Below are 26,466 nucleotides of genomic sequence, written 5' to 3'. Positions count from 1 at the left end.
CATCCCGCTCGCTCATTGATAGGGTGAGAGAAGTTTAAAAAAAGCATTTTCAAAAGAAATGCAAAATCAGCATCGCATAAACCATGCATGCACAGAGCGAATGGAAAGGTTTGAACATGACACAGTTAGCCCCTTATCCACAATGGCAATGGGAAATCCCTGAATTTTTCAATATCGGGGTGGCGTGTAGTGATCGCCATTTAGGCACGGCCAAAGCCGATGAAATCGCCATGATTGTGGAAGATGATACCTTTGGTACCAGCACCATCACTTTTGGCGAACTGGCTAGCCGTACCGACCGCTTTGCCCAGGTATTACGTGAGTTGGGTGTGGCGCCGGGTGACCGTGTCCTGATCCGTTTGCCTAATAGCCTGGATTATCCGACGGCCTTTTTGGGTACCATGAAGACGGGGGCGATTTCGGTGCCAACGTCTACGTTGCTCACCGCAGAAGAGGTGGCTTACCTGGCGAAAGATTCTGGTGCTGTCGTACTGGTGACCGATGCCGCTGCCTGGGCCGGGATGTCGGCCAAAATGCAGCAGAATATTTCACAAACTCCTAACCTCAGGCATGTCGTATTGACCCAATTGCAGGGCGAGCTGGTGGATTCGACGGTGTTTAATGTGTTGTCCCTGGAGGCCGCATTGGCTGCCGTGCAAACCGTTGCCCCTGCTTATGCTACCCGTGGTGAAGATGCCGCCTACCTGGTCTATACCTCCGGTACGACCGGGTATCCCAAAGGTGTATTACATGCGCACCGCGCGTTGCTAGGGCGCCAAACGGCTGCCCAATACTGGTTTAACTACAGCGAAACTATGCAAGACCGCATCATGCATTCTGGCAAGTTTAACTGGACCTATGTGCTGGGCACTGGCCTCATGGATCCTTTATATCTGGGCAAAACAGTGATTGTGCATGAGGGTAAAAACGATGCGCAAAAATGGCTGGAGCTAATCGCCAAACATGGCGCCACTATTTTTATTGGTGTGCCAACGATTTACCGTCAACTGTTGCAAAAAACCAAGGCGACCCAAGCAGATATTCCCAGCGTGCGTCATTTTATGAGCGCCGGTGAGCATTTGTCCGACGAAGTGCTGACGCAATGGCGTGAACGATTTGGCTTGGATATTTATGAAGCCGTGGGCATGAGTGAGTTCTCATACTACTTGTCGCAAAGTGTGTTCCGGCCGATTCGTGCCGGTTCGGCAGGCTTCCCGCAACCGGGGCACGATATTGTCCTGCTTAACCCTGAGACGCTCGAACCTGTGGCCGAAGGCGAAGAGGGCATGATCTGTGTGCCGGACACTGACCCCGGTTTGTTTCTCAACTATTGGAACCTGCCGGAAGAAACCGCCAAATATAAACACGACGGCTATTTCTTTACCGGCGACTATGCCAAATACGATGCCGATGGTTATATCTGGTTCCTGGGCCGCAAGGATGACATTATCAAGAGTTTTGGCTATCGCGTGTCGCCGTACGAGATTGAGCGCGTGTATAAAGGCCACCCAGCTGTGGCAGATTGTGCGGCTGTGGGCGAAGAGCTTGAAAAAGATAAATTGCTGGTGGTGATTTATGTCATCCCCAAACCGGATGCCGAGATTGCGCCGGAAGAACTGATGGCGTTTGGCAAACAGCATCTGGCCGCTTACAAGGCGCCTAAAACTGTGTATCTGGCCAAAGAGTTTCCACGCACCAAAAATGGTAAAATCTTGCGTAAAGATGTAAGCCCCGCCATTGCCTATTTAAAAAGCAATGCCCGTTGAAAGATGCCGCGTTAAAGAACACACAATGGCCCTGATTAAAACCCAAGACTTTATCGAGAGTGTTGCTGATGCCTTGCAATACATCTCTTACTACCATCCGGAAGACTATATCCAGGCGTTGGCGGCTGCCTATGAAAAAGAAGCTTCTCCTGCCGCCAAGGATGCAATTGCCCAAATTCTGACCAATTCGCGTATGTGCGCGGAAGGCAAGCGCCCCTTGTGCCAGGATACCGGCATTGTGGTGGCCTTTATCAAGGTAGGCATGCAGGTGCGTTTTGAAGGCGATATGACGCTGGAAGAGATGGTCAATGAAGGCGTACGCCGCGCTTACCTGCATCCAGACAATATGCTGCGAGCCTCTATTGTGAACGACCCGGCAGGGGCACGTAAAAATACGCGCGATAATACGCCAGCCATTACCCATGTTGAGATGGTGGCCGGGGATACCGTCGATATCCAGATTGCGGCTAAAGGTGGCGGCTCTGAGAATAAATCTAAACTGGCAATGCTGAATCCTAATGAAAGCATCGTCGACTGGGTGTTGGAAGTCGTACCGGAGATGGGCGCAGGCTGGTGCCCGCCCGGCATGCTGGGCATAGGTATAGGTGGTAGCGCGGAAAAAGCCATGCTGCTGGCCAAAGAGTCGCTGATGGCGCCGATTGATATTCAGGAGTTGCAGGCACGTGGCGCGCAAAATCGTATAGAAGAGCTGCGGCTGGAGCTGTATGAAAAGGTCAATCAGTTAGGCATAGGCGCGCAGGGACTGGGTGGTTTAACGACCGTGCTCGATGTGAAAATTCTTGACTATCCCACTCACGCCGCCAGTTTGCCGGTGGCGATTATCCCTAACTGTGCCGCCACGCGGCATGTGCACTTTACGCTGGATGGTTCCGGTGTGGCTGAACTGACGCCACCGAATCCTGATGTGTATCCTGATGTGCACTGGGCGCCCAGCCCACAAGCCAAACGTGTGAATCTGGAAACCGTGACGCGTGCAGAAACGCAGACCTGGAAAACCGGCGATACCTTGTTGCTCACTGGCAAGATATTGACGGGCCGTGATGCTGCGCACAAACGCATACAAACCATGCTGGCCAACGGTGAGTCCTTGCCAGTGGATTTCACCAACAAGTTTATTTACTACGTCGGCCCGGTAGATGCGGTGCGCGATGAGGCCGTTGGTCCAGCAGGCCCAACGACAGCAACGCGTATGGATAGCTATACCGATATGATGCTGAACACCGGCATGTTAGGCTCGATCGGTAAAGCCGAACGCGGCGAAGAGGCGTTGGTCGAGATCGCCAAACACAAGTCAGTGTACCTGATGGCTGTTGGTGGCGCTGCTTACCTGGTCAGCAAGGCGATTAAAAAGTCACGTGTATTGGCTTTTAAAGAATTAGGTATGGAAGCCATCTATGAGTTTGAGGTGGTCGATATGCCGGTGACGGTGGCGGTGAGCGCGGATGGTGAATCTGTGCACCAGACCGGCCCGGCACAGTGGAAGAAAACCATTGCCTTGCAAGCTGTTTAATCGCCGCCAGTAATGTGAGTGCAATCACTGAGACTGCGCACGAATTGGTGAAAGATACGTCATACTACTAAGCGTCAAAATGGAGTGAGTATGATAAAAATAAACACTGGGGTAATGGGTTTCGTGGCTGGTTTGGCCATGAGTCTGAGTTTGCCTGCGCATGCCGAGTCTGCGCTGGAGTATTTTACGGATAGCACCGGCCGCTATAGCGGGCCCACGCTGGAAGATCAGGTCGCCTTGATGGATACCGACCACAACGGTTTTGCCGATGTGTTTGAAGTACGGGCCTACCTGGAAAAACAGCATGGTAAAGGCTACCAGAAAGAATTGCTGGATAAATGGGAATCGTCTGCCTACGGTAAGAGTTGCAGCACGCCATTTGCCAAAGAGTTATATGGAGACAGTACGCGCTAAGCGCACGTGACAGTGTTGTTTTGTTGCTGTGGGCGGCTGTCATTTTCATCAATTGCTGGAATGTTACAAGCAGTTAACATTCTGGTGAGTGGACTGGATTATAATCAAGCGAGAAGAGATCCTCGCGGCCAATCGCTAGTTTTTTAATCAGAAAACAGTACTGGCCCATTCCCCGACTTTGTTTTATTGATAGAGCCTACACATCATGTTACAAGCATACGATACCCACGTTAAAGAGCGCGCTGCGCAAAACCTGCCTCCTTTACCCCTCAATGCAGAACAGGTCGCTGCCTTGGTCGAATTGCTGAAAGCCCCGCCTGCGGGCCAGGAAGCCTTGCTGGTCGATTTGCTTGAAAATCGTATTCCGGCAGGCGTTGACCAGGCAGCGTATGTCAAAGCCGCATTTTTGGCAGACGTTGCCAACGCAAAAGCCAGCTCGCCATTGGTTAGTGCAGAACGGGCGGTTGAACTGCTGGGCACCATGCTAGGTGGCTACAATGTGCAGGCTTTAGTGGCCTTGCTGGATACGCCGATGGCAGCCCATGCGGTCAAAGCCTTGTCGACCACTATCCTGATGTTTGATGCTTTCCACGATGTGGATGCCAAGGTGAAAGCCGGTAACCCGCACGCCAAAGCCTTGATGACGGCCTGGGCGAATGCCGAATGGTTTACCAGCAAGCCAGCACTGGCCGCAGAAATCAAAGTTGTTGTATTCAAGCTGGATGGCGAAACCAACACTGATGACCTGAGCCCGGCGCAAGATGCCTGGAGCCGCCCGGATATTCCATTGCACGCAAAAGCCATGCTGATCAACCGCATGACCGACGGTTTAAGCGTTATCGAAAGCCTCAAGCAAAAAGGCTTGCCATTGGCTTATGTCGGCGACGTGGTCGGTACCGGCTCTTCCCGTAAATCAGCGATTAACTCCGTGCAGTGGTGGATGGGCGACGATATTCCGTTTATCCCCAACAAACGGACGGGTGGCGTGGTCATCGGTAGCAAAATTGCCCCTATCTTTTTCAACACGGCGGAAGACTCTGGTGCCTTGCCATTGCAGTGCGACGTGTCCAAATTGAATACTGGCGACGTGATTGTGATCAAGCCGTTTGAAGGCAAGGTATTCAATGAAGCAGGCGAGTTGCTGTCTACGTTTGAAATGAACCCAGTCACCTTGCCAGACGAAGTACGCGCGGGTGGCCGTATTCCGCTAATTATCGGCCGTGGCCTGACGGCTAATGCGCGTAAGGCGTTAGGCTTGGGCGACACCGATACTTTTATCAAATCGGTTCCGGCCAAAGAGACTGGCAAGGGCTACACATTGGCACAAAAAATGGTCGGTCGCGCCTGTGGCCTGCCTGAAGGCGTGGGGGTGCGCCCTGGGACTTACTGCGAACCCAAAGCGACCACGGTTGGTTCACAGGATACGACTGGCGGCATGACGCGTGACGAGCTGAAAGAGTTGGCTTGCTTGGGCTTTAGTGCTGACTTGGTCATGCAGAGTTTCTGCCATACGGCGGCTTACCCGAAACCAGTCGACATCAAGCTGCAACATGAGCTGCCTGAGTTTATGTCCAGCCGCGGTGGCGTCAGTTTGCGCGCCGGTGATGGAGTGATTCACTCCTGGCTGAACCGCCTGATCTTGCCTGATACCGTAGGCACTGGTGGTGACTCACATACTCGTTTCCCGATCGGCATCAGTTTCCCGGCAGGTTCTGGCTTGGTGGCGTTTGCCGCAGCCACCGGCGCTATGCCGTTGGATATGCCGGAATCTGTCTTGGTGCGCTTTAAAGGTGAAATGCAACCTGGCATCACCTTGCGTGATTTGGTCAATGCGATTCCTTATGCTGCGATCAAGGAAGGCACGCTGACCGTCGGCAAACAAGGCAAGAAAAACGTATTTAACGGCCGTGTACTTGAAATCGAAGGATTGCCTGACTTGAAAGTTGAGCAAGCATTTGAACTGGCAGATGCCTCTGCCGAACGTTCAGCTAACGGTTGTACCGTGTTGCTGAATAAAGAGCCCGTCATTGAGTTCCTCAACTCTAACATCGTGCTGATGCAGAACATGATCGAAAATGGCTATGCCGATGCACGGACACTGGAACGCCGTATTGCCAGCATGAAAGCCTGGCTGGAAAAACCTGAGTTGCTGCAACCAGACACCGATGCCGAATATGCGCATGTGATCGAAATTGATCTCGCCGATATTAAAGAGCCACTGGTGGCTTGCCCGAATGACCCGGATGATATCAAGCCATTGTCTGAGGTAGTCGGTGACAAAATTGATGAAGTGTTTATTGGTAGCTGCATGACCAATATCGGTCATTACCGTGCCGCAGGTAAAGTGCTCGAAGGCGCCGGGGGTATTCCGACCCGTTTGTGGATTGCGCCGCCTACCCGTATGGATGAAGCACAACTGCGTGCAGAAGGCGTCTACTCTACCTTTGGCGTTGCTGGCGCGCGTACTGAAGTGCCAGGCTGCTCCTTGTGCATGGGTAACCAGGCACGTGTCGCAGACAAGGCCACCGTCTTCTCGACTTCTACGCGTAACTTTGATAACCGTATGGGTAAAGACGCACGTGTTTACCTGGGCTCTGCCGAGCTGGCGGCCGTATGTGCCAAGCTGGGCCGTATGCCGACCATGCAAGAGTACATGGATACCCTGGGTAGCAAATTGACCAATACGGCTGAGATCTACAAGTATCTCAACTTTAACCAGATGACGCAGTACGCTGGCTCTTTGGAAAACGTGAAAAAAATTATTCCAATTAAAGAAACAGCCTAACGGTTGTTAATCACCTGAGTAAAGAGCAAAGGGGGCGTGTGCCCCCTTTGTTGTTTTTAGGGCAGGACATATCCTTGCAACTGTAAAACCTGAGAGGCCTGCTCACCGCCTCCTTCTGTTTTGATTATGATGTATTTGCTGACGTCAACGACTCGCTTTACCGGCACGTCAATACCACTGATTCATTCAATACATTTTCAATGTCAAAGGAGAAGTTCATGAAACCGTTCGAACAAGGCTTGGTTAACTATCAACAACGTTTGCTGTCACATGATTACGGTCAGGTATTTTGCCGTTTTGATGCAGAGCAACAGGCATTATGGAGTTATATACACCAACCACAGCGCATTCCCTGCATTAATCATGAGCTACTCATGAACTTACACGAGCACCATGCTGATATCCAGCGCAGTGGCGGTTATGTCCAGGCTGATGCCGACACCGTGTTGCCCATCCGTTATTCTGTCTTTGCATCCGCCACGCCAGGCTATTTCAATATGGGCGGTGATTTGCAAAAAATGGCTGCTGCGATCCGTCAGCAGGATAGGGCACAATTGCAGGCCTATGCCAAGCTGAGTATTGATGTGGTAGCCCAGCGTGCATTCCGTTTTCAGCTGGATCACGTGACTAAAATCTCACTGTTGCAAGGCGAGGTGCTGGGTGCTGGCATCGAAGCTGCGATGACCAGTGACGTGCTGATTGCTGAAAAACAATCCGTATTCTGCTTTCCAGAGCTATTTTTTAACATGATTCCAGGCATGGGTGCTTATAGCTTTATTGCACGTAAAGCGGGGATTGCAGTGGCAGATAAAATGATTCTCGGTTGTGAGCGTTACACGGCTGAAGAGTGCCTGCAAATGGGGCTGATTGACATCGTGGTTGAAGAGGGGGAAGGCGAGCAGGCTGTGCAGGACTTCATCCATAAAAATAACAAACGCGCAGAAGGCTTTTTGTCGGCGCAGAAGGCCAAGGCGAGAATCAATCCTTTAACTTACGATGAGCTCAAGGATATTGTTGATGTGTGGGTGGAAAATGCCTTGCGGCTGACAGAGCGAGACTTGAAGGTGATGGATCGCTTTTATCGCGCCCAGTCACGCTTGTTCCCTAATGAAGCGCAACTGAGTGACGTTGCGCCACAACAGCCGCTGGTATTGCCAATAGACCATCATATGGCAGTGAATCAGTAGTGTGTAGCAGCGCAGGTGCCCGGCTATTTATGAGAACGTTTGGAAGAGAGTTTGCTGCGATGTTGTTGCAGTTGCGTGCGCGTCTCTTCGTAGCAGTCTGCGACGGCCTGATAGAGGCCGGAAATAGTCTGGGCATCTTCCATGCTCAACCCCAGTAAATGGCGGCTGAGTTTGCTAAGTGGAATCAGGCCCATGTTGGCCGATTCACCAGCCAACTCATGCGCCAGTTTATGAACTTGCTCGAAGTTTAAATCAAGGCTTGCTTTACCCAGCGCGCGCAGCAAGACGTCGGTGGAGTCAATAAACTCTGTGATGAGTTTGTGCAGGAATGCTTCGCCGCCACCCAGTTTTAACAGGTGTGCCATGCGGTCATCATCCAGCAATGGTTCAACGGTTGGGCTGATGCTGGCGATTTTGGGGCCAGGCGTAGAGGCAGGTTTGGCAGCCCTCATCGGCGAATCAGGTGATCTTGACTCAATAAATGCGGGTGCCACAGGCGTGGCTGCTGCTGGCTCTGCGGCTGTGTTTTTAGGTTTTCTACGTCTGATAGGCGCCACTTGCGCGACCTGTTCAGTTTCAATCGTGCTGGCGATGGCTTCGATCAGGCTTTGGATTTGTCTTGAAACCACAGGCTTGGTCAATACTTGATACACACCGGCGCGTAAACAGCGGTCTTGCGTGGTTTTAGTCGCATCAGCCGTCAGAATCACGGTCCTGATCGGTTTGCTGCCAGGCAGGGCATTGTGGATGTTAAACACCTCAAGGCCGTTCATTTCCGGCATGTTGTAATCGAGGATCATCAAGTCGAACTGATGATGTTCCAATGCGTCCAGCGCGGCATCACCGTTGTCTACTGCTTTGACCACGCAGTGCATTCTTTGCAGGGTTTCGTTCAGGATCAAGCGGTTGACCACATTGTCATCCGCAATCAACACACGAATTTTTTTACGGAATTTAGTGTGGCTGCTTAATGGCACCACATTTGACTGGCTATCCAGGTTGATTTCGTTGACCGCCTGCGGCGCAGGCGCAACTGCATGTATCAACGGCAGGCTCACTACAAAGGTCGTGCCAACATTTTCCTGGCTGGTGACGCTTATTTTACCGCCCATGACTTCAACCAGCTGTTTGGCAATAGACGTGCCCAAACCGGTGCCACCATAGCGTCTGGTAATGCTACTGTCTGCCTGGGTGAAGCTATCAAAAATCAATGGCAAGGCGTCGCTTTTAATGCCGATACCGGTATCGCGAATACGGAAGCTGAGCTTGCTCATGTCGGCATGCCCCTGCATCACGCTAACCACAACATCAACCCCTCCGTGCTGGGTAAATTTAATGGCGTTGGCAATCAGGTTAGTTAACACCTGCTCGAGGTGATGCATGCTGCCCACGTAATGGCGTTCGACCAGCGGGTCAAGGTGAAATCTGAGCCATAACTGTTTGCGTTCGACCTCAATCTGGAACATCAATTGCAGGCGCTGGATCAGGTCCGGCAGGAAGAAGGTGATTTCTTCCAGCTCCACTTTGCCTTTTTCGATTTTGCTGATATCCAGTACGTCATTAATCAGCTTTTTCAGGCTGGAGGCAGAGGTGCCTACCATTTTAAGCAGTTCAGATTGTTTGCTATCCAGCTTGGTCTGGGCGATTAATTCACTGGCACCAATAATGCCGTTCAGCGGGGTGCGCATTTCATGGCTGATATTGGACAGGAAATTGGTTTTTGCCTCACTGGCTTGTCCTGCTTCCTTGGTGGCTTTTTCTAAGCTAACCAGCAGACGTAAGGCATGCGGCGGAATCAATAGCAAGGTCAGTAAAAAGCCATAAGCTAAATGCTGGTGCTGGTTCCAGTAGGGATTTAAATAGAGGGTCAGGCTAAAGCCAATCAGGCTGAAGACATAACAGCCTTTAAAAAACTTGGTGCCATAACGCAAGCCATAGCCGATGATAAGCCAGAGGTAAATGCCAATAAACACGCCAGCCATTGAACCCGAAATCATCTGTTCAAGCGAGGTGGCGGTGATGTCCATGATCATCGCCGTCCACTGGCGCTTTTCATTTTTTTGCGGATTCTGCAGGATGTTGTATAACATCAGAAAGCCTAGGCACAGATAAATCAGGCAAAGTAATACGGGCTCAAAACTGCTGTGATTGACCAGGAGGTAGAGTGTGATAAAACTAACGAAAACAACACGGATAAGAGCCTGCTCAGTTTCATAACTGATAGACTTTATTTCTGTCACTTTCTGCTTTAACTGTCTAACTAAATCTCGCATGCTCAATCATGTTCAGGGTTATACGCTTACTCGGTACTGGCGCAGGAAAAATCTAATCTATATGGTGAATCTAACCTATATTGATAGTTAACGGACTTTTCTTAAGATAACTTAAATTTTAGCAGGCTCGATTTGATTATCAAAGGAAGTTTACTTTTGGCAACCCAAAATAATAGTATGGTTGACTGCATCTGTGATAAAAATGCCGATATTCTGACCTTTTTATCGATTTATCTGCATGACTCACCCTATTGAGACTGAACAGCCTTCCAGATTGTCGCGCTGGCTGGCGCGTAGCCGCATGGTGTTGCCGATTTCCTTTTTTATCGGCGGCTTTGTCTGGGATGCCATTACCATAGGCAAAAAAGTTGCGCTGTCCGACATGGCGATTTTTGCCGGGTATTTATTACTGGCCGCGTTACTGATGTACCAGTTGGCTGAGCCTTCCTCTTCGGTCAGGCGTATGGGCGAGCGTTTGTTAAGCTGGCAGTGGTTACAAAGTAAACTCTCACGCTGGACTGTACAGGACTGGCCCTACTGGATATTACAGTTTTTATTCGGCAGCCTGCTGAGCGCCTTGTTCATCCTTTATTTTAAAAGCTCCAGTTATGGCCTGGCCTGGGTCGTCACACTGGTCTTGGGTGTGTTGCTGGTAGCCAATGAGTTTATGGAGGGCGAATATCGTCGCCTCAGTTTGTGCTGGAGCATGTTTGGTCTGTGCACGATTTTGTGGTGTAACTTTGCTTTTCCGTTTTTGTTTGGCAGCGTGCATGCTGCCTGGTTTTATTTGAGCACCGTGCTGGGCGCGACCGTGACTTATGTGCTGTATCAGCGCGCGCCGCATCATGCAGGCCGTATCTGGCCTGTGTGGGTGATTGCCGGTTTGCTGATGCTGGCTTACCGCGCAGACATGATTCCGCCTGTGCCATTGGTTAAGCAGGCCGTAGTTGTCGCTTATGACCTGGAAAAGTCACCTGAAGGTTACTGGATGACCGTTGAGAAATCGCCGTGGTGGCAGTTCTGGCGGGTGGACAGTGATCATTTTTACCTACAACCTGGGCAAAAGCTGGTGTGTTTTTCAGCAGTGTTTGCGCCGCAAGGCTTGCACACCAAGCTGCTGCATGACTGGCAGAAGAAAGTGAAGGGTGAGTGGGTGAGTGTCTCCATGCCTGGTTTTTCACTCACCGGCGGCCGCGACAGTGGCTACCGCGGTTATACCTACAAAACCAACCTCACTGCGGGTGAGTGGCGTGTGCGTATCCAGACCGCTACCCGGCAAACGATTGCGGTCAACGCGTTTAGTGTGACCATCAATAATCAGTCTGATCCGCAGCGGCGCACGCGTATCCGCTACTAGTGACTAGTCAGCGTTGCTGGCCTTCACAAGCCGCTTGTGCGCCTGCATCCTGTGCCAAGGTGTTTGCTAGCCAGTGCAGATGTGGCTCTACAGACTGCCGCAGCGTCCATGGCGGGTTAATCACCCACATGCCGCTGCCATACATGCCAAAGCCATCCGCTGACGGTTGCTGCACATCTAGCGTCACATGCAGATAATCTGTATTCAGGCTGCGCAGCTTGTCTATCATTTGCTGTGGCTCTGGCCGTTGCAGGCGCGGATACCAGATCAGGTAAGTACCGGTCGCAAAACGTTTCAGGCTATCTTTAATACAGTCGACCACGCGCGCATAATCATCTTTCACCTCATATGGCGGGTCTATCAGCACAATGCCGCGCTTGGTGGGCGGCGGCAGGCAGGCTTTAATGCCTTCAAAGCCATCTTTTTGCTGGATAGACACTTGTCTTTTCTGCGCCGAAAACTGATGCTCCAGCAATGCAGCATCTGCCGGGTGCAGCTCAAATAAACGTAATTTGTCGGCTGGGTTTAAAAACTGGCTGGCAATGCAAGGCGAGCCAGGATAAAGACTCGCGTCACCTTGGCCTGCATCTGCCACTGCCTGCAAATACCCCTCAAAAATTTCGGGCGGCTGGCCTTGTTGCAGGCGCTGGATACCATCCACATATTCCGCGGTTTTGTTGGCTATCGCGCTATCGAGACGATAAAGGCCCGCGCCCGCGTGGGTGTCTATGACCCAGTAAGCTTTATCTTTCTGGTTAAAATAATCCAGCACCAGGCTGTAAATCCAGTGTTTCAAGACGTCGGCGTGGTTGCCAGCGTGAAAGGCGTGACGGTAACTTAGCATGCATATATTCTCAATAAGCCGCCATTATAAGCTACAAAGTCTGCGCGCTCTTGTGAAAACCGGGTAACTTGCATTAGCATGCAAGCATGAAACCTAGTCATACACACACCGAACACACGCATGCGCACAATCATTCACATGAAGATTGCGCACACGATCACGCTACGCATGACCAGCACTCTCATGATGACCATAGCCATGATGACCATAGCCATGATGACCATAGCCATGATGACCATGCACATGGCAATCCTTTCTGGATCCCTTTCCTGGCCATTGCACTATTCACGGTTGTAGAGTTTGTCGGCGGCATCTGGACCCAGTCGCTGGCTTTGCTCAGTGATGCCTGGCACATGTTATTTGATGTGCTGGCACTCGGCTTAGCCATGTGGGCCGCGCACAGAGCGCGCACCGGCCATCCGGCGTCGAAGCAAACCGAGCGCCGTGTGTCTATGATTAATGCCGTCTCCATGTTGCTGGTGACAGCAGGCATTGTCATCGAAGCCATCGAGCGCCTCAAACATCCAGTGTCAGTGGCTGGTGGCTATGTGAGTGTGATCGCGCTCGTGGGTTTGCTGATTAACCTGTTTGTGGCCAAGCATATGCATCACCAGCACGAGCATCACGGCGGCGATGCCAGCTTGAACCACCGCGCCGCATTTTTGCATGTACTGGGTGATCTACTCGGTTCGGTGACTGCCGTCGCCGCTGGTGTGGTGATTTATTTTACTGGCTGGATGACCATAGACCCGATTTTGTCTATCCTGATTTCATTGCTGTTATTAGTGGTGACCCTCAACCTTATCCGCGATATCTATCGCGGTAAATCCGGCCATCACCACTAATTTATTTTTGATTCATTAAAGGAGCGTCAATATGCCTTACGTCAATGTCAAACTTGCAGGCTCTGTGACCAAAGAGCAAAAGAAACTGATTGCCAAGGAAATCACCGAGACCCTGCAAAAACACGCCCAGAAACCGGCGAATTACACCTACATTGTATTTGACGAGGTGGAATACGAAGACTGGGCAATTGGTGGCGAGCTTTTAGGTTAGCTCAATCTTGATAAGCGAGTTTTTCAATTAAGTTGATAAATGATGCACACCATTGAAGACTTGAGGCTGGCAAATGCAGCGCTTGATGAGGTGGCCGAGCGATGGTCGGCTGCCTATTCTGTCAATTGCACTAATCCTTTGGATGCGGAAGCTAAGGCGGCGGCAGAGAAAGTTCGCCACATTGAAGAAGACCTTAAACGTCGCGGGCTTTTACCTTTCACAGCGCATGAACTGTTGGAAGAGAGTTTAGATCAGAGATATCCAGATGCGCAGAGCAGGGAAGTTGTCTTATACAACGGCAAAAGATATCGACGACGATTTTATCCACTGGCGTTAAGCAAATCTGGAAAGAGCGTTAAGCAATGGATAAAGAAATGGGAACCACTAGATGATTAATTAATAGCTGTTTAACGGCTGACAGTTTCTTTCAAGCTTGATCATCTGACGGGAGTCACTTGAGCAAACATCTGGTGCTAAAATGCCGTCATGTTTGACCCCAAGCCCATCCTCAAAAACCTGCCTAACTTACCTGGTGTTTATCGCATGCTCAATGCGGAAAATACCGTGATTTATGTTGGCAAGGCCAAAGACCTGAAAAAACGGGTTTCCAGCTATTTTAATAAAAACCTGGCCAGTCCGCGCACCAAGATGATGGTATCGCAGATTGCCAATATCGAAACCACGGTGACGCGTTCCGAAGCGGAAGCGCTGTTGCTGGAGAACAACCTGATTAAAGGCTTGATGCCGCGTTACAACGTGTTGTTCCGCGATGACAAGTCTTATCCCTATATCGCGTTGACTGGCGATGCGTATCCCAGGTTGGCGTTCCATCGTGGGTCGCAGCGCAAGGGCAGCCAGTATTTCGGCCCTTTTCCGAGTTCGCCAGCGGTACGCGAGAGCATCCAGTTGCTGCAAAAGGTATTTAAGCTACGCACCTGTGAGAATACTGTGTTTGCCAATCGTTCGCGCCCCTGTTTGCAATATCAGATTGCGCGCTGTACAGCGCCTTGCGTCAAGTTGATTTCTGAAGCCGATTACGCCGGGGATGTACGTCATGCCGCCATGTTTCTGTTAGGTAAGACCAGTGAGGTGATTGATTCACTGGCAGATGGCATGAATGTGGCGGCTGAGGCGATGGAGTATGAGCAGGCGGCCATTTTGCGTGATCGTATCCAGGCGTTGCGTCAGGTACAGGCCAAACAGTTTGTCAGTGACTTTAGCGTCAGTGATGCCGATGTGATTGCCTGCGCAGAAGTGCAAGGCCAGCATTGCATTAACCTGGTCATGATCCGTGGTGGCCGCCATTTGGGTGACAAGAGCTTTTTCCCGAAGAATAGCCAGGATGCCGAGTTGGCTGAAACCGTAGAAGCGTTTATCACCCAGTATTACCTGTCGCAAAATACGCCGCCATTGTTGGTGTGTGGCGCCGAGATTGATAAAACCGAATTTGAAGACATGCTGAGCGAGCAATCCGGGCGCAAGATCCGTGTGCTGACCAATGCCATCGGCGATAAAAAAGTCTGGCTCAAAATGGCACAAACGAATGCCGAACTGGCCTTGCAGCAGCGCCAGGCGACCTCAGCCAGCCAACAGGCACGCTTGCTGTCATTACGCGAAGCGCTCAAGCTGGCAGAGAATACCGAGCGCATTGAGTGCTTTGATATCAGTCATACCATGGGCGAGGCCACGGTGGGCAGTTGCGTGGTGTTTGACCGTGGTGACATGCAGAATAGCGAATACCGCCGTTATAACGTCACTGGCATCACGCCAGGCGATGATTACGCTGCCATGCGCGATGTGTTGACGCGCCGCTATAAAAAAGTGGCCGCAGGCGAGGGTAAGCGGCCAGACCTGATTTTTATTGATGGTGGCAAAGGCCAGCTTGGCGTGGCGATTGAAGTGATGCAGGAGGTCGGCCTGGAGGATATTTTATTGGTCGGTATTGCCAAAGGGGAGGAGCGTAAACCTGGTCTGGAAACCATGATTTTCTCTGACACTGGTGAAATGCTGAACTTGCCTACCGATAATCCAGGCTTGCACTTGTTACAACAAATTCGTGATGAGGCGCACCGGTTTGCCATCACGGGGCATCGTGCAAAACGCGCCAAAGCCAGAATCACCTCTAGCCTGGAAGAGATTGAAGGCGTTGGCGCCAAGCGCCGCAAAGCCTTGCTGACGCGATTTGGTGGCCTGGATGGGATAAAAAGTGCTAGCATAGACGAGATTGCCCAAGTCGAAGGCATTAGCCTGGCCTTGGCTCAAACCATTTACGACCGCTTGCATTAATCGCGGGTAAATGGCCCTTGTATGCATCCATAGACGAATAAACATGTGGAATATCCCAAATATACTTACCTTGTTGCGCATCGGCATGATTCCGGTGTTTGTCGGTATCTTTTACCTGCCTGCCAATGCTGTCACCGCTAATGGCCTGCCAGCCCACTGGGTCAACTTAACCGCTGCCAGTGTGTTTATCCTGGCGGCATTCACAGATTGGCTGGATGGCTACTGGGCGCGCAAATATCACCAGATGTCCAAATTTGGCGCGTTTTTAGACCCTGTGGCCGACAAACTCATGGTCGCTGCGGCCTTGATTGTACTGGTTGAGTTAAATCGCGCAGGCGCGGTGGTTGCGCTGATTATTATTGGTCGCGAAATTGCCATCAGTGCCTTGCGTGAATGGATGGCCAGCATAGGCAAAAGTGCCAATGTTGCCGTGGCCATGGTGGGTAAGGTCAAAACGGCTGCGCAAATGGTCGCGATTACCTTATTGCTCTGGTATGACCCTTTGTTTGGGTTAGATGTGCAATGGCTGGGTGAATGGCTGATCGTGATCGCCGCATTACTGACCCTGATTTCCATGGGTTACTACTTGCGCGCAGCTTGGCCGGCGATACGCGAAACCATCTAAAAAAGCAATCATAAAAAAGAAACATTATTTTCAAAATCGTCCTTGACACCGGTCTCAAAATCATTAAAATGCCAGCTTCTTTACGACACATGACGTAAGGAAATACGCGGGAATAGCTCAGTTGGTAGAGCGCAACCTTGCCAAGGTTGAGGTCGCGAGTTCGAGACTCGTTTCCCGCTCCAAATTTCGGGGAAAGCGCCGCTTTCCCTTTTTAACATAAGAAGTTTTTATGTTGTTGGTTCTGGCGCGATAGCAAAGCGGTTATGCCGCGGCCTGCAAAGCCGTTTAGGCCGGTTCGACTCCGGCTCGCGCCTCCAGTCTCATGTAGCAAATATGCGGGAATAGCTCAGTTGGTAGAGCGCAACCTTGCCAAGGTTGAGGTCGCGAGTTCGAGACTCGTTTCCCGCTCCAAATTTCTCTCAAGCACACATTCTGGATGCTACGCAAAGTAGCACAGAGTGTTAAAATAAAAAGCTTGTTGACCTGCCGCCCGGATGGTGAAACTGGTAGACACAAGGGACTTAAAATCCCTCGGCTTAACGGCTGTGCCGGTTCGATTCCGGCTCCGGGCACCAAAATAAAAAAACCAGCTGAAAAGCTGGTTTTTTATTTTTTCACTTTCAAACTACTCCTTCGAAGTCCAGCGCCTGTGATCAGAGATTTCTGACAGGATGGTGCGGTGTCGTCTGATGTATAGAGCAGTTCCATTCCTATACCCTTATCATCATTGAACAATGCTCACAAAGCAGGGCAACGAGATGACAATCAAACAACTCTGGATATTAAGTAAAGCCGCCTTTACCGCCTGGCGTGATGACCGTGCGCAAAGTATGGGCGCTGCTTTAGCGTACTACACCATGTTTTCCATTGCGCCGGTATTGCTGATTGTGATTTCCCTTGCCGGCATTATTTTTGGCCAGGAAGCGGCACGTGGTGAAATTTATGCGCAATTGACCCATCTGGTAGGTGAGCAGGGCGCACTGGTGGTGCAAAATCTGCTAGAAAGCACCAACCAGCCAACCGAGGGGATTACTGCGACCACGATTGGTATTGTGTTGTTATTGGTAGGGGCAACCACTGTTTTTGGCGAATTGCAGACTGCGCTGGATAGTATCTGGAGGGCGCCGGTCAGGATAAGCAACGGTGTGTGGAGTTTGATACATGCCAGATTGTTGTCATTTGGCATGATTCTGGGGATTGGCTTTTTGCTGATGGTCTCGCTTGTTTTTAGCGCGGGCTTATCTGCGATCAATAAATGGTGGTCGCCTGTCTTTGCGGGATGGCTGGCCGTTGCTGGTGTGGTGAATGTTGTGTTTGGCTTTTTATTGACGACTGGCATGTTTGCGTTGATCTACAAAATCATGCCGCGTGTCAGTATTCGCTGGAGCGAGGTTTGGATTGGGGCCGCGATGACTGCCGCATTATTTACGGTGGGTAAATGGCTGATCGGTATTTATATTGGCAGAAGTGCGTTTGCCAGTGGCTATGGGCCTGCGGGCTCTTTGCTTGCGCTGTTAATCTGGATTTATTACTCCGCGCAGATATTCCTGATGGGCGCTGAATTTACTTGGGCATATTCCCATCTGTTTGGCTCACGCAAGCAGCAAGATGCGCCACGGGATTTAGCGAAGGCATTATCAAATAATCAAACGGCGCATGAAGTTGGCGCCAGATAAGCGTTTACCACACCCAGAAGCCGCGACTCCAGGCGCGGGCTTCTTCGCTGCCTTCGGCATAGGGGTTTTCTGTGTGTTTCAAGCCTTCTGAAGAGGCTTGAAAGCCTTCGTCATAGCATTTTTGCATTAGGGCGTGATTGGTTGCGTCTGCCCGCTTAGCCGTGCTAAAGAACGAGAAGTATCCTTTGAGTAAATCTAAGTCCATGACGTGACCCCCAGATGTTTTTGATTGTTTTAATCATTATGTGCTGATTATGATCTCAATGGTTTTACCCTGCCAATAGCCCACTTAAGCCATGCGCTGCATCCTGCGGCGCGAATAAAACTTGTATGGTTTATCCTACATGCGGCTGGCATACTCGCCTAGCAAGTTAACCAAGTTTAGCAATGTGCCCCTAAAAATTACCTTGTCTGCGTCATTTCACGCATGGTCAACACTTTATAAAATTGTATAATGATCTGCTTGTGTGTGGCTGGTAGCACTTTTCAACCAGGGTTGATGTCAATCAACACATGCAATAAAGCCATCTTTACACTGAGTCGATGATGTTTCGCCTCTCGTGTAGAGCAGGTATTACCATTGAAGTCAGGAAGTTGTGTGATTTACGTAGAGTTAAAGACGGTTATTCTTAAAAAACAATTGGAGTGGGGCAGAACCATTACCATCACTGAAATTGCAGATGCCAGCGGGATTAGCCGCATGACCTTGCATCGCATGTTAAAAGATCAATCCTATAATGCCAGCACCGATCACCTGAATAAGCTGTGCGCTTATTTGCAGTGTGATTTATATAGCCTGGTGCGTTGGGAGCCTGATATTGCCGTACCGCAGGAGCACGTAGCCTAAGAAACAATCTTCGCTGAAAAAACCTCCGCTATTGCCGGAGGTTTTTTTATTGGCGTGAGGTTTACGGCATGCTTTCCTGATTCTTGAATAAATCTTTTTGCCAGTCTATTGCCACAAAAAAACATGGATTGACTTGCGATGCCAGTATCTATGCGGGCTGGCAAGCAATACGTGTGTTTCATACATTCAGTGAACAGTGAAGATAGCTGGTTTTTGCCGCTTTTTTTAAGCAATGCAAATGCGCGAGAGTTTTGAATAATAAGAGAAAATTTTTGGAATTCTCTATTTATGAAACTCTCGCCAGGCCATATGCAATCTACTGCCGCGAATACGCAGGATTGCAGCTATTGGATGCAAGCGCTGACCCAGGCCTGGAAACAGGGTGCCTGGGAGCAGTGTTTGACCCTGGCGCAGAAGATCACCCGTGAGTTTCCTGAAGAGGGCTTGGCCTGGAAGTTGTTAGGTAGCCTTTATCAACAACAAGATACGCTGGCGCTGGCTGCCGATGCTTTCTTGCAAGCGAGCAAGCGATTAAAGAAAGATGCTGAGGTGTTGTATAACCTGGCCAACGTGTATGCGCAATTACAAGACACCACGCAGGCGATCAAATATTACCGCCAAACGCTCAAACTAAACCCGGTTTTTAGCCAGGCTTATGCCAACTGGGCCAGTGTACTCAAGCAAGCAGGGCAAGTAAAAGAGGCGGAAAAGCTACTGCGCCGGGGATTGAATATTCACCAGCAGGATGGCCGTGTCAATTTTGAACTGGCGACCTTGTTGCATGAGGCTGATAAACCCCTGGAGGCGATTCAATACTATCGCGAAGCGGTGGCAATTGAGCCTGACAATGCCGTGATTTTTTTCAATATGGCGTTGGCACTGGATCAACTTGGCAATACGACCGAAGCGATTGCTGCCTATCAGCAAACGATTGCGATTCAAAAAGACTATGTTGAGGCCTACAGCTACCTGGGTGCCTTATACCTGAAGCATGGTGACGTGGAAGAAGCTGAGCAGTGGTTGCTAGCGGGCATGGCACTGAATCCAACCGAGTTATCACTGCTTAAAAATCTGGCCAAACTTTATCGCGTGACGCACCGCACCAGGGAGTACCAGGCCTATATTGATCAAATCATGCAGGCGCAAGAGGTGAGTGCGGAGACGCTGAATAACCTGGCCACCGAGATGCTGAATCAGCAGTTATACGGTGAGGCTGAGAATTATTGCCTGAAGGCGCTGGCGCTGGATCCGGAAAATCCTTATGTGCTGGGCAATCTTGGTTTGATTGAGAATGCCAGAAACGCTTATGACAAAGCGTGTGTGTATTGTGAACAGGCATTAGCGCAGTTGCCTGAGTCAGAAAGTATCTTGAGCAATTACAGTATCAGTTTGCGCATGCTGGGCCGGTATACCGAAGCAATTGCCTGCCTGGAAAAAACACTGCGCATCAAGCCTGAGTTCATGCCTGGGTATATCAACCTGGCCAATGTCTATTTGGACATGGGGCAGATTGAAACGTCGATTGCAACTTTGAAACAAGCCTTGCAGATTGAGCCTACCCATATGATGGCGCTCAGAAACCTGCTGTTTGCCAATAGTTACAGCAATACCCTGCCTGCGGAAGAAAGCCTGGACTACGCCCACAGGTTAGGTGCCGCCATGATGCACGAAGTGACGCCGTACGACAGCTGGAATGTCCATGCGCAAGAGCAGCGTATTCGTATCGGCCTGGTATCGGCTGATTTGCGTAAACATCCGGTAGGCTATTTCCTGCACCATTGGTTGCAGGCATTTGATGCCAGCCGCCTTGAGGTTTATGGCTACTCGACCGATGGCCGTGAAGATGCGTTTTCGCACGAGCTGAAAGACTTATGCAACCAATGGCGCTCTCTGGCCGGGCTGACCGATGCGCAGGCCGCCAAACAGATTCGTGAAGATGGGATACATATCCTGCTCGATTTATCCGGCCTGTCTGGTGGCACGCGCCTACCGATCTTTGCCCATAAACCTGCACCTGTGCAGGCCACCTGGCTGGGGTATTGGGGCACCACTGGTTTACCGGTGATGGATTATGTCATCGCTGATCCGGTGAGTATTGATGCGCAGGTGGCGACCCAGTTCACCGAGCAAGTCGTGCACCTGCCACATACGCGTATGTGCTTTACCGCACCGCCGTTTGAGATTGCTGTGAATGACTTGCCCGCGTTGGCCAGTGGTGTGGTGACTTTTGGTTGTTTTCAAAACTACAGCAAGGTCAGCGATGACGTACTGTCTTGTTGGGGCGAGGTCTTGCAGGCCTTGCCAACGGCCAAGCTGTTCTGGCAAAGCAAAGCCTTTAATGATGGCCTGGTGCGTGCAGAAGCGCTTGCCAGATTGCAGCAATATGGCATTTCTGCTGAGCGTTGCACTTTGCATGGCATGGTGCCCAGAGATGAATACCTGCGTAACCATCACCAGATTGATGTGATTCTGGATACTTTCCCTTTCACAGGTGGTACCACGACGTGTGAAGCCTTATGGATGGGCGTCCCAACACTGACCTTACTGGGCGACACATTGATTGCCCGCCAGGGTGCCAGCTTTATGCATTGCGTGGGATTGGCTGACTGGGTAGCGACCAGCTGTGAGGAATACGTGAGCAAAGCGATTGCCTTGACCAGTGATCTGGATGCCCTGGCCATATTGCGTGCGCAACTGCGTGAACAAGTGTTGGTTTCACCATTGATGAATGCCGAGCAGTTTGCCCAGGACTTTGAGCAATTACTATTCAAATTATGGCAACAGGCACTGTTGCAGCTGAAGCCACAACAATTACTGGCTGAATCGCCAGTACAGGACGCTTTTAGCAGTGAGCAACCAGTGTGGGTAGTCAGTGCCACGCGCATGACAGAAGAAGCTTTCTGGCGTGACTCAGCGCTTGGCCGTTCTCTCAAGCGCCATATGCAGCAGGACAAGCGCCTGATGCCAGTGGTGGCTTATGAAAATACACGCGGCTTGTCGCAAGTGTTTAACGAAGCGATTGCCGCTGCGCCGGACCAGGCATTGCTGGTATTGATCCACGACGATGTCTGGCTGGATGAAAACACCTTTGTCCAGACCATACAGCGCGGGCTGGATCACTATGATGTGATTGGTATTGCGGGTAATGCCCGTATACAGCCCGGTCAGCCTGGCTGGTGCTTTGTCGATTTGCAATTCACCTGGGATGATGCCAGATACTTGCGTGGTGCCGTCAGCCATGGTCAGCATGCCTTTGGTCCGGCCTCCAGTTATGGCGATGTGTCTGGCGAATGCCAGCTCATGGATGGCGTATTCCTGGCCGCGCATAAACAAACCTTATTACAAAGCGGTGTGCGTTTTGACCAGCAGTTTGAGTTTCATTTTTATGACCTGGATTTTTGTCGCACGGCGACACGTGCCGGGTTGAAACTAGGCGTGTGGCCAGTGCGCATGACACATCAAAGTGGCGGCGCGTTTGGTAGTGCACGCTGGCGCGAAACCTATTTGAGTTACCACCAAAAATGGGAGGCAACGCCAGTAGCACAGACTACGCCTCCAGCGATGCAGGCCGCCATGTCCGAGGTATTTGACCTAGCTTTGCACGCACAGCAGCAGGGTGACTTTGTAACCGCCACACAGCTTTACCAGGAGATTCTGGCGGTAGATGCCCAGCATGCACTTGCGACTCATAACTTGGGCCTGATTTACTGGCAGAACCAACAGCCAGCAGAGGCATTGCGCTTGCTGGCGCAGGCGTATGCGCTGGCCCCAGCACAGTGGCAGTTGTTAAGCAGCTACCTGACGGCACTCAAACACAGTGGTGCGATAGCCGAGTTGGAGCAGGTATTGGCGCAAGCCGTTAACAGCGGCCAGCATCAACAAGCCTTGCAAACATTGATGCAAGACTGGCAATTGCCATCGCTGGCGCCAGAGCAACCATCAGATCAAGCACAACAGGCATTGCTGGCATTATTTGAACAACAGCAATATGCACAAATGGAAAGCGAATTGCACACGCTATTGCAGCAATATCCTGCCTGGTTAAGTGGCTGGAAAATGTTGTCTGACGTATTGATGATCCAGAAGAAAGATGCCCGCGTAGCGGCCGGTAAGGCGCTTGCGTTGAATCATCAAAGCGCTGAAGAGCATTGCTACTATGGCTTGGTGCTCAAGGCACAAAATGATCTTACTGCGGCAGCGGATGCCTTTGCCCAAGCCATACACCTGAAACCAGACTATGCCGCGGCGTATAACAATCTGGGGATTGTGCTCAAAGACCTGGGTGAAGTGAATGAAGCGATCAAGCAGTTTAAACAGGCGCTGATATTACAGCCGCAATATGCCGATTGCTTCAGCAATCTGCTGTTTTGCATGACGCATGCCGCCCACGTGGATAACGAGGCTTTGTTACAGGCGCATACCGCTTACGCCGCACTCTATGAGGCGCCGTTAAAAGCCAATTGGCAGCCGCACAGCAATACGCGTGATGCAGCACGTCCGCTGCGTGTAGGCTTGGTGTCCGCCGATTTGCGTGCACATTCAGTGGCGCATTTCCTGTTGCCATTGTTGCCTGCGTTGGCGCAGGACAGCACATTGCAATTGTTTGCCTATGCCAATTACGCACTGGAGGACGAAGTCACTGCCGAGATGCGTCAGTATTTCAAACAATGGCACATGGTTTCAAGCGTATCCGATGAAGCACTGGCAGAGACCATCAGGCAAGATCAGATTGATGTCCTGATCGATTTGTCCGGGCACACTTCCGGCAACCGCTTACTGACGTTTGCTAGAAAACCAGCACCTGTGCAGGCTAGTTGGTTAGGCTATTTGAATACCACAGGCCTGACGTCTATAGATTATTACCTGGCTGACAGAGCGTTGTTGCCAGCCGGGCAGTTTGACCAGCAGTTTACCGAGCAACTGGTGCAATTACCGGTGAATGCGCCATTTGTGCCGCATCCACAGGCACCAGCCGTCAATGCCTTGCCTGCACTCAGCAATGGCTATGTGACTTTTGGCTGCTTTAACCGCCCCAATAAAATTACCCTGGCCACCGTGCAGCAATGGGCTGCTGTGATGCAGGCTTGCCCGGGCAGCCGCATGGTATTAGGCGGTATGACAGAAGCAGGCGCCTGCGAACATCTGCAGCAATGGTTTGCCGACGCAGGCATTACTGCAGGCCGTTTATCGTTTTATGCTCGCACCGATATGCTGAGTTATTTACAGCAATATCATTTAGTCGATATTTGCCTGGATACTTTCCCCTCTAATGGCGTGACCACCACCGCCCACGCTTTGTGGATGGGCGTGCCTACGCTATGTGTGGCCGGTGACCGCCTGGCCAGCCGTGGGGCCATGGCGTTGATGCAGCATCTGGGCTTGAATGACTATATTGCTGCAAGCCCGGCACACTATGTACAACAGGCTGGGCAGGTGTTGTCTGACCTGCAGGCACTGGCTGATTTACGCGCCACTATGCGCGCCCGTTTTACGCAGTCTCCGCTGGCACAAGCGGCACCCTTGGCGCAGGCTCTGTCACAGGCACTACGGCAGATGTGGCAACGCTGGTGCCAGGGGCACGCTGCGAGCAGTTTTGCTATTCCTTCTTTAACGCTGAAAGAACCTTCTGTTGCGCCGGGCGCGACTGAACCCTCTGATAAAGGTATCTCTATGAATACAACACTTAACCCACAAGCTAACACACTGCACGACTCGATTGCTGAAGTGTTTCAGCTGGCGCTGCAAATGCAAGAAAAAGGCGACTTGGCGCAGGCGATGAGCTTTTATCAGGAAATCTTGCGCATAGACGACAAGCACGCAGCAACGTATTTCCAGCTAGGCTTGTTGGCGCAGCAAGCGGGCAAGGCCGAAGAAGTTTTGCCACTGCTAGAACAAGCTGTGATCCTAGCGCCGCAACAACCTGCCTACTGGCAAGCATATATAGAAGTGCTGTCACTCACCGCGCCAAGAAATGAGGTGCTGGATGTCATCACGTTTGCCCGCCAGAATGGCCTGGCTGCCGCCGATGCCGATGCGCTGCAACACCAATACAGCCAGTCAGCGCCTGCCGCTGATGTGGTTCGCAAAGGGCCGTATATCTACCGTACTGAAGATAACTTCTACCAGCGCGCGCAGACTGAGGCGTTTGGCTACCAGGATGTGGGCAATGCCGAACAACGCCTGTATGACATGATCCGCCAGTCACGTGACAAAAGCGTATTCTCCAGCGAACTGGCAGCTAAAGCCACGGACTGGCCAAGCTACTACCACCTGACTTCGCAGCGCGCCAATTTGCTGCGCCCGTTTGCGGACAAAATTGCTAACGGTAAGGTACTGGAATTGGGCGCCGGTTGTGGTGCGATTACGCGCTTCCTCGGCGAGCTGGGTGGCGAAGTGGTGGCATTGGAAGGCAGCCCGAACCGTGCGCGTGTGATCGGCCAGCGTTGTGCCGATCTCAACAATGTGACAATTTACTCTGACCTGATCCAGTCATTTGAAACTGATGAAAAGTTTGATGTCGTGACCCTGATCGGCGTGCTTGAATATGCGCAGGTGTATGTGAAAGAAGCCGATCCTTTGCGTTTCTTGCTGCAAACCGCCAAGTCTTTCCTTAAAGAAGATGGCATGTTGATTGTGGCGATTGAGAACCAGCTAGGCCTCAAGTATTTCTGCGGCGCGCCTGAAGACCATATGGGGCAGGCCATGTATGGGATTAATGACTCCTATAGCACTACCAGCCCGATCACCTTTGGCCGTGTAGAGCTGGACGCCCTGATCCGTAGCGCCGGTTTTGAAACCACAGAGTTGTATGTGCCGCTGCCAGATTACAAAACACCCGTCAGCGTGATTTACCCGGAAGGTTTTAACCAGGCGCATCGTGCGTCAGGCTGGGATGTGGGCGCTTTGGCGGCAGGCTCGGTGGTGCATGACAGACAATCGCCACGTCACCCGACATTCTCACTGGAAAACGCCTGGCAGGTGATTGCACGTAACAACCTGGTGGAAGATGTCGCCAACTCATTTATGTTCGTGGCTTATCCGCAACGCCAGTCTGGCAAACTGCACCCGGATGTCTTGGCAGCGCATTATGGTTGCCAGCGCCAGGCGGTGTTCAGCAAGGAAACCCAGTTTGTGCATGATGCACAAGGCCTGGCAACCCGCACTCGCAATACCGGCGAAACGGCGCAATTGCTGCAAGCTGATTGGGAGCATGCGCCTTATCATGGTGGCCAGTTGTGGATGGACAAACTGACCCAGTTGATGAACCGCCCTGGCTGGCGTGTGGAAGACTTGGCGGCTTGGGCTGCGCCTTGGTTGCAAGGCCTGGAAGCCGCCGCCCAGACTGGTGGCAAAACCTTGCCGGAATTTGCCGGGTATTCCACGTTGCTGCCTTCTCAGTATTTTGATGCGACGCCGACCAATTTTGTGATGGGCAAAGCCGGGCAGGGCCATTTCTTTGACCTGGAATGGGACTTTGCGATTCCACTGCCAGTGGCTTTTGTGGCCCTGCGCGGCCTGTTCCTCACGCTGCACCGCGTGCGTAGTTGCGGTAAACCACACGCCAGCACGCCAACCAATGTTGGCAGCTTGACGCTGGCTGTGCTGGAGCAGAATGGATACTATTACCGCGATGACCAGTTGCAAGCGTTGATCAGCGTGTTTAACCGCCTGCAAAACATGACGCAAGGCGCACCAGAGCATGTGGTGAATGGCCTCACAGCAGAGTTCACACGGGCGGAGTTACCTGTACGTCAGTTGTTTACGTAATACGGGACGTATGCATACAAAAGCATGCACAGCAATGTGCATGCTTTTTTGT

At 51.3% G+C, this 26,466-nt stretch carries 17 protein-coding genes and 4 tRNA genes; 18 read left to right on the top strand and 3 right to left on the bottom strand.

The window, feature by feature from the left end; genetic code table 11:
- Positions 1-116 precede the first annotated feature (116 nt).
- From ACIDE9_RS11175 to ACIDE9_RS11155, 5 genes are all read left to right on the top strand, one after another.
- The gene (locus ACIDE9_RS11175; protein WP_411994853.1) at positions 117-1,766 is read left to right on the top strand and encodes an acyl-CoA synthetase; all 1,650 of its coding nucleotides are present in this window, start codon (positions 117-119) and stop codon (positions 1,764-1,766) included.
- Positions 1,767-1,791: 25 nt separating this feature from the next.
- On the top strand, positions 1,792-3,297 hold the full coding sequence (locus ACIDE9_RS11170) for a fumarate hydratase (protein WP_411994851.1): 1,506 nt from the start codon (positions 1,792-1,794) through the stop codon (positions 3,295-3,297).
- Positions 3,298-3,387: 90 nt separating this feature from the next.
- A complete protein-coding gene (locus tag ACIDE9_RS11165; RefSeq protein WP_411994849.1) occupies positions 3,388-3,711 on the top strand; it encodes a hypothetical protein in 324 nt (107 codons plus the stop codon).
- A gap of 205 nt (positions 3,712-3,916) precedes the next feature.
- Positions 3,917-6,496, top strand: a complete 2,580-nt coding sequence (acnB, locus tag ACIDE9_RS11160) for a bifunctional aconitate hydratase 2/2-methylisocitrate dehydratase (RefSeq protein ID WP_411994847.1) — start codon at positions 3,917-3,919, stop codon at positions 6,494-6,496.
- Positions 6,497-6,714: 218 nt separating this feature from the next.
- Complete coding sequence (locus ACIDE9_RS11155) at positions 6,715-7,683, top strand: crotonase/enoyl-CoA hydratase family protein (RefSeq protein WP_411994846.1); 969 nt, start codon at positions 6,715-6,717, stop codon at positions 7,681-7,683.
- Between the two features lie 23 nt (positions 7,684-7,706).
- Here ACIDE9_RS11155 and ACIDE9_RS11150 read toward each other — a convergent pair whose 3' ends face one another.
- Positions 7,707-9,773: an ATP-binding protein gene (locus tag ACIDE9_RS11150; RefSeq protein ID WP_411994844.1), complete on the bottom strand. Its 2,067-nt coding sequence runs from the start codon at positions 9,771-9,773 to the stop codon at positions 7,707-7,709.
- Positions 9,774-10,194: 421 nt separating this feature from the next.
- Between ACIDE9_RS11150 and ACIDE9_RS11145 the strand changes: the two genes are divergently transcribed.
- Positions 10,195-11,313, top strand: coding sequence for a DUF2914 domain-containing protein (locus ACIDE9_RS11145; protein WP_411994843.1), 1,119 nt, complete (start codon positions 10,195-10,197; stop codon positions 11,311-11,313).
- A gap of 7 nt (positions 11,314-11,320) precedes the next feature.
- Here ACIDE9_RS11145 and ACIDE9_RS11140 read toward each other — a convergent pair whose 3' ends face one another.
- On the bottom strand, positions 11,321-12,157 hold the full coding sequence (locus ACIDE9_RS11140; RefSeq protein ID WP_411994841.1) for a 23S rRNA (adenine(2030)-N(6))-methyltransferase RlmJ: 837 nt from the start codon (positions 12,155-12,157) through the stop codon (positions 11,321-11,323).
- An 86-nt stretch (positions 12,158-12,243) separates the two neighbouring features.
- Here ACIDE9_RS11140 and ACIDE9_RS11135 point away from each other — a divergent pair, with 86 nt between their 5' ends.
- From ACIDE9_RS11135 to ACIDE9_RS11090, 10 genes are all read left to right on the top strand, one after another.
- Positions 12,244-13,002 carry a cation diffusion facilitator family transporter gene (locus ACIDE9_RS11135; protein WP_411994839.1) on the top strand — a complete coding sequence of 253 codons (759 nt, stop codon included), beginning with the start codon at positions 12,244-12,246 and terminating at the stop codon, positions 13,000-13,002.
- Positions 13,003-13,033: 31 nt separating this feature from the next.
- A complete protein-coding gene (locus ACIDE9_RS11130) occupies positions 13,034-13,213 on the top strand; it encodes a tautomerase family protein (RefSeq protein ID WP_411994838.1) in 180 nt (59 codons plus the stop codon).
- A gap of 39 nt (positions 13,214-13,252) precedes the next feature.
- On the top strand, positions 13,253-13,609 hold the full coding sequence (locus ACIDE9_RS11125; RefSeq protein ID WP_411994837.1) for a hypothetical protein: 357 nt from the start codon (positions 13,253-13,255) through the stop codon (positions 13,607-13,609).
- 90 nt (positions 13,610-13,699) lie between these two features.
- On the top strand, positions 13,700-15,499 hold the full coding sequence (gene uvrC, locus ACIDE9_RS11120; protein ID WP_411994836.1) for an excinuclease ABC subunit UvrC: 1,800 nt from the start codon (positions 13,700-13,702) through the stop codon (positions 15,497-15,499).
- 43 nt (positions 15,500-15,542) lie between these two features.
- On the top strand, positions 15,543-16,124 hold the full coding sequence (gene pgsA / locus ACIDE9_RS11115) for a CDP-diacylglycerol--glycerol-3-phosphate 3-phosphatidyltransferase (protein WP_411994834.1): 582 nt from the start codon (positions 15,543-15,545) through the stop codon (positions 16,122-16,124).
- A gap of 106 nt (positions 16,125-16,230) precedes the next feature.
- Positions 16,231-16,306 (top strand) — tRNA-Gly (locus ACIDE9_RS11110).
- Between the two features lie 61 nt (positions 16,307-16,367).
- A tRNA-Cys gene (locus tag ACIDE9_RS11105) sits at positions 16,368-16,441 on the top strand.
- An 18-nt stretch (positions 16,442-16,459) separates the two neighbouring features.
- A tRNA-Gly gene (locus ACIDE9_RS11100) sits at positions 16,460-16,535 on the top strand.
- Between the two features lie 77 nt (positions 16,536-16,612).
- Positions 16,613-16,699 (top strand) — tRNA-Leu (locus tag ACIDE9_RS11095).
- A 183-nt stretch (positions 16,700-16,882) separates the two neighbouring features.
- Positions 16,883-17,800 (top strand): YihY/virulence factor BrkB family protein, encoded by a 918-nt coding sequence (locus tag ACIDE9_RS11090; RefSeq protein ID WP_411994832.1) that lies wholly within the window; start codon positions 16,883-16,885, stop codon positions 17,798-17,800.
- Between the two features lie 4 nt (positions 17,801-17,804).
- Here the strand turns inward: ACIDE9_RS11090 and ACIDE9_RS11085 are convergent, their stop codons facing one another.
- Positions 17,805-18,005: a hypothetical protein gene (locus ACIDE9_RS11085; RefSeq protein WP_194754279.1), complete on the bottom strand. Its 201-nt coding sequence runs from the start codon at positions 18,003-18,005 to the stop codon at positions 17,805-17,807.
- A gap of 393 nt (positions 18,006-18,398) precedes the next feature.
- On the opposite strand from ACIDE9_RS11085, the gene ACIDE9_RS11080 reads away from it, so the two are divergent.
- Positions 18,399-18,647, top strand: a complete 249-nt coding sequence (locus ACIDE9_RS11080; protein ID WP_194742221.1) for a helix-turn-helix domain-containing protein — start codon at positions 18,399-18,401, stop codon at positions 18,645-18,647.
- Positions 18,648-18,935: 288 nt separating this feature from the next.
- The gene (locus ACIDE9_RS11075; RefSeq protein ID WP_411994830.1) at positions 18,936-26,414 is read left to right on the top strand and encodes a tetratricopeptide repeat protein; all 7,479 of its coding nucleotides are present in this window, start codon (positions 18,936-18,938) and stop codon (positions 26,412-26,414) included.
- The last annotated feature ends 52 nt before the right edge of the window (positions 26,415-26,466 follow it).

The sequence above is a fragment of the Methylophilus sp. 'Pure River' genome (assembly GCF_046765995.1).
Taxonomy (GTDB): domain Bacteria; phylum Pseudomonadota; class Gammaproteobacteria; order Burkholderiales; family Methylophilaceae; genus Methylophilus.
This window is presented reverse-complemented; position numbering and strand designations above follow the sequence as displayed.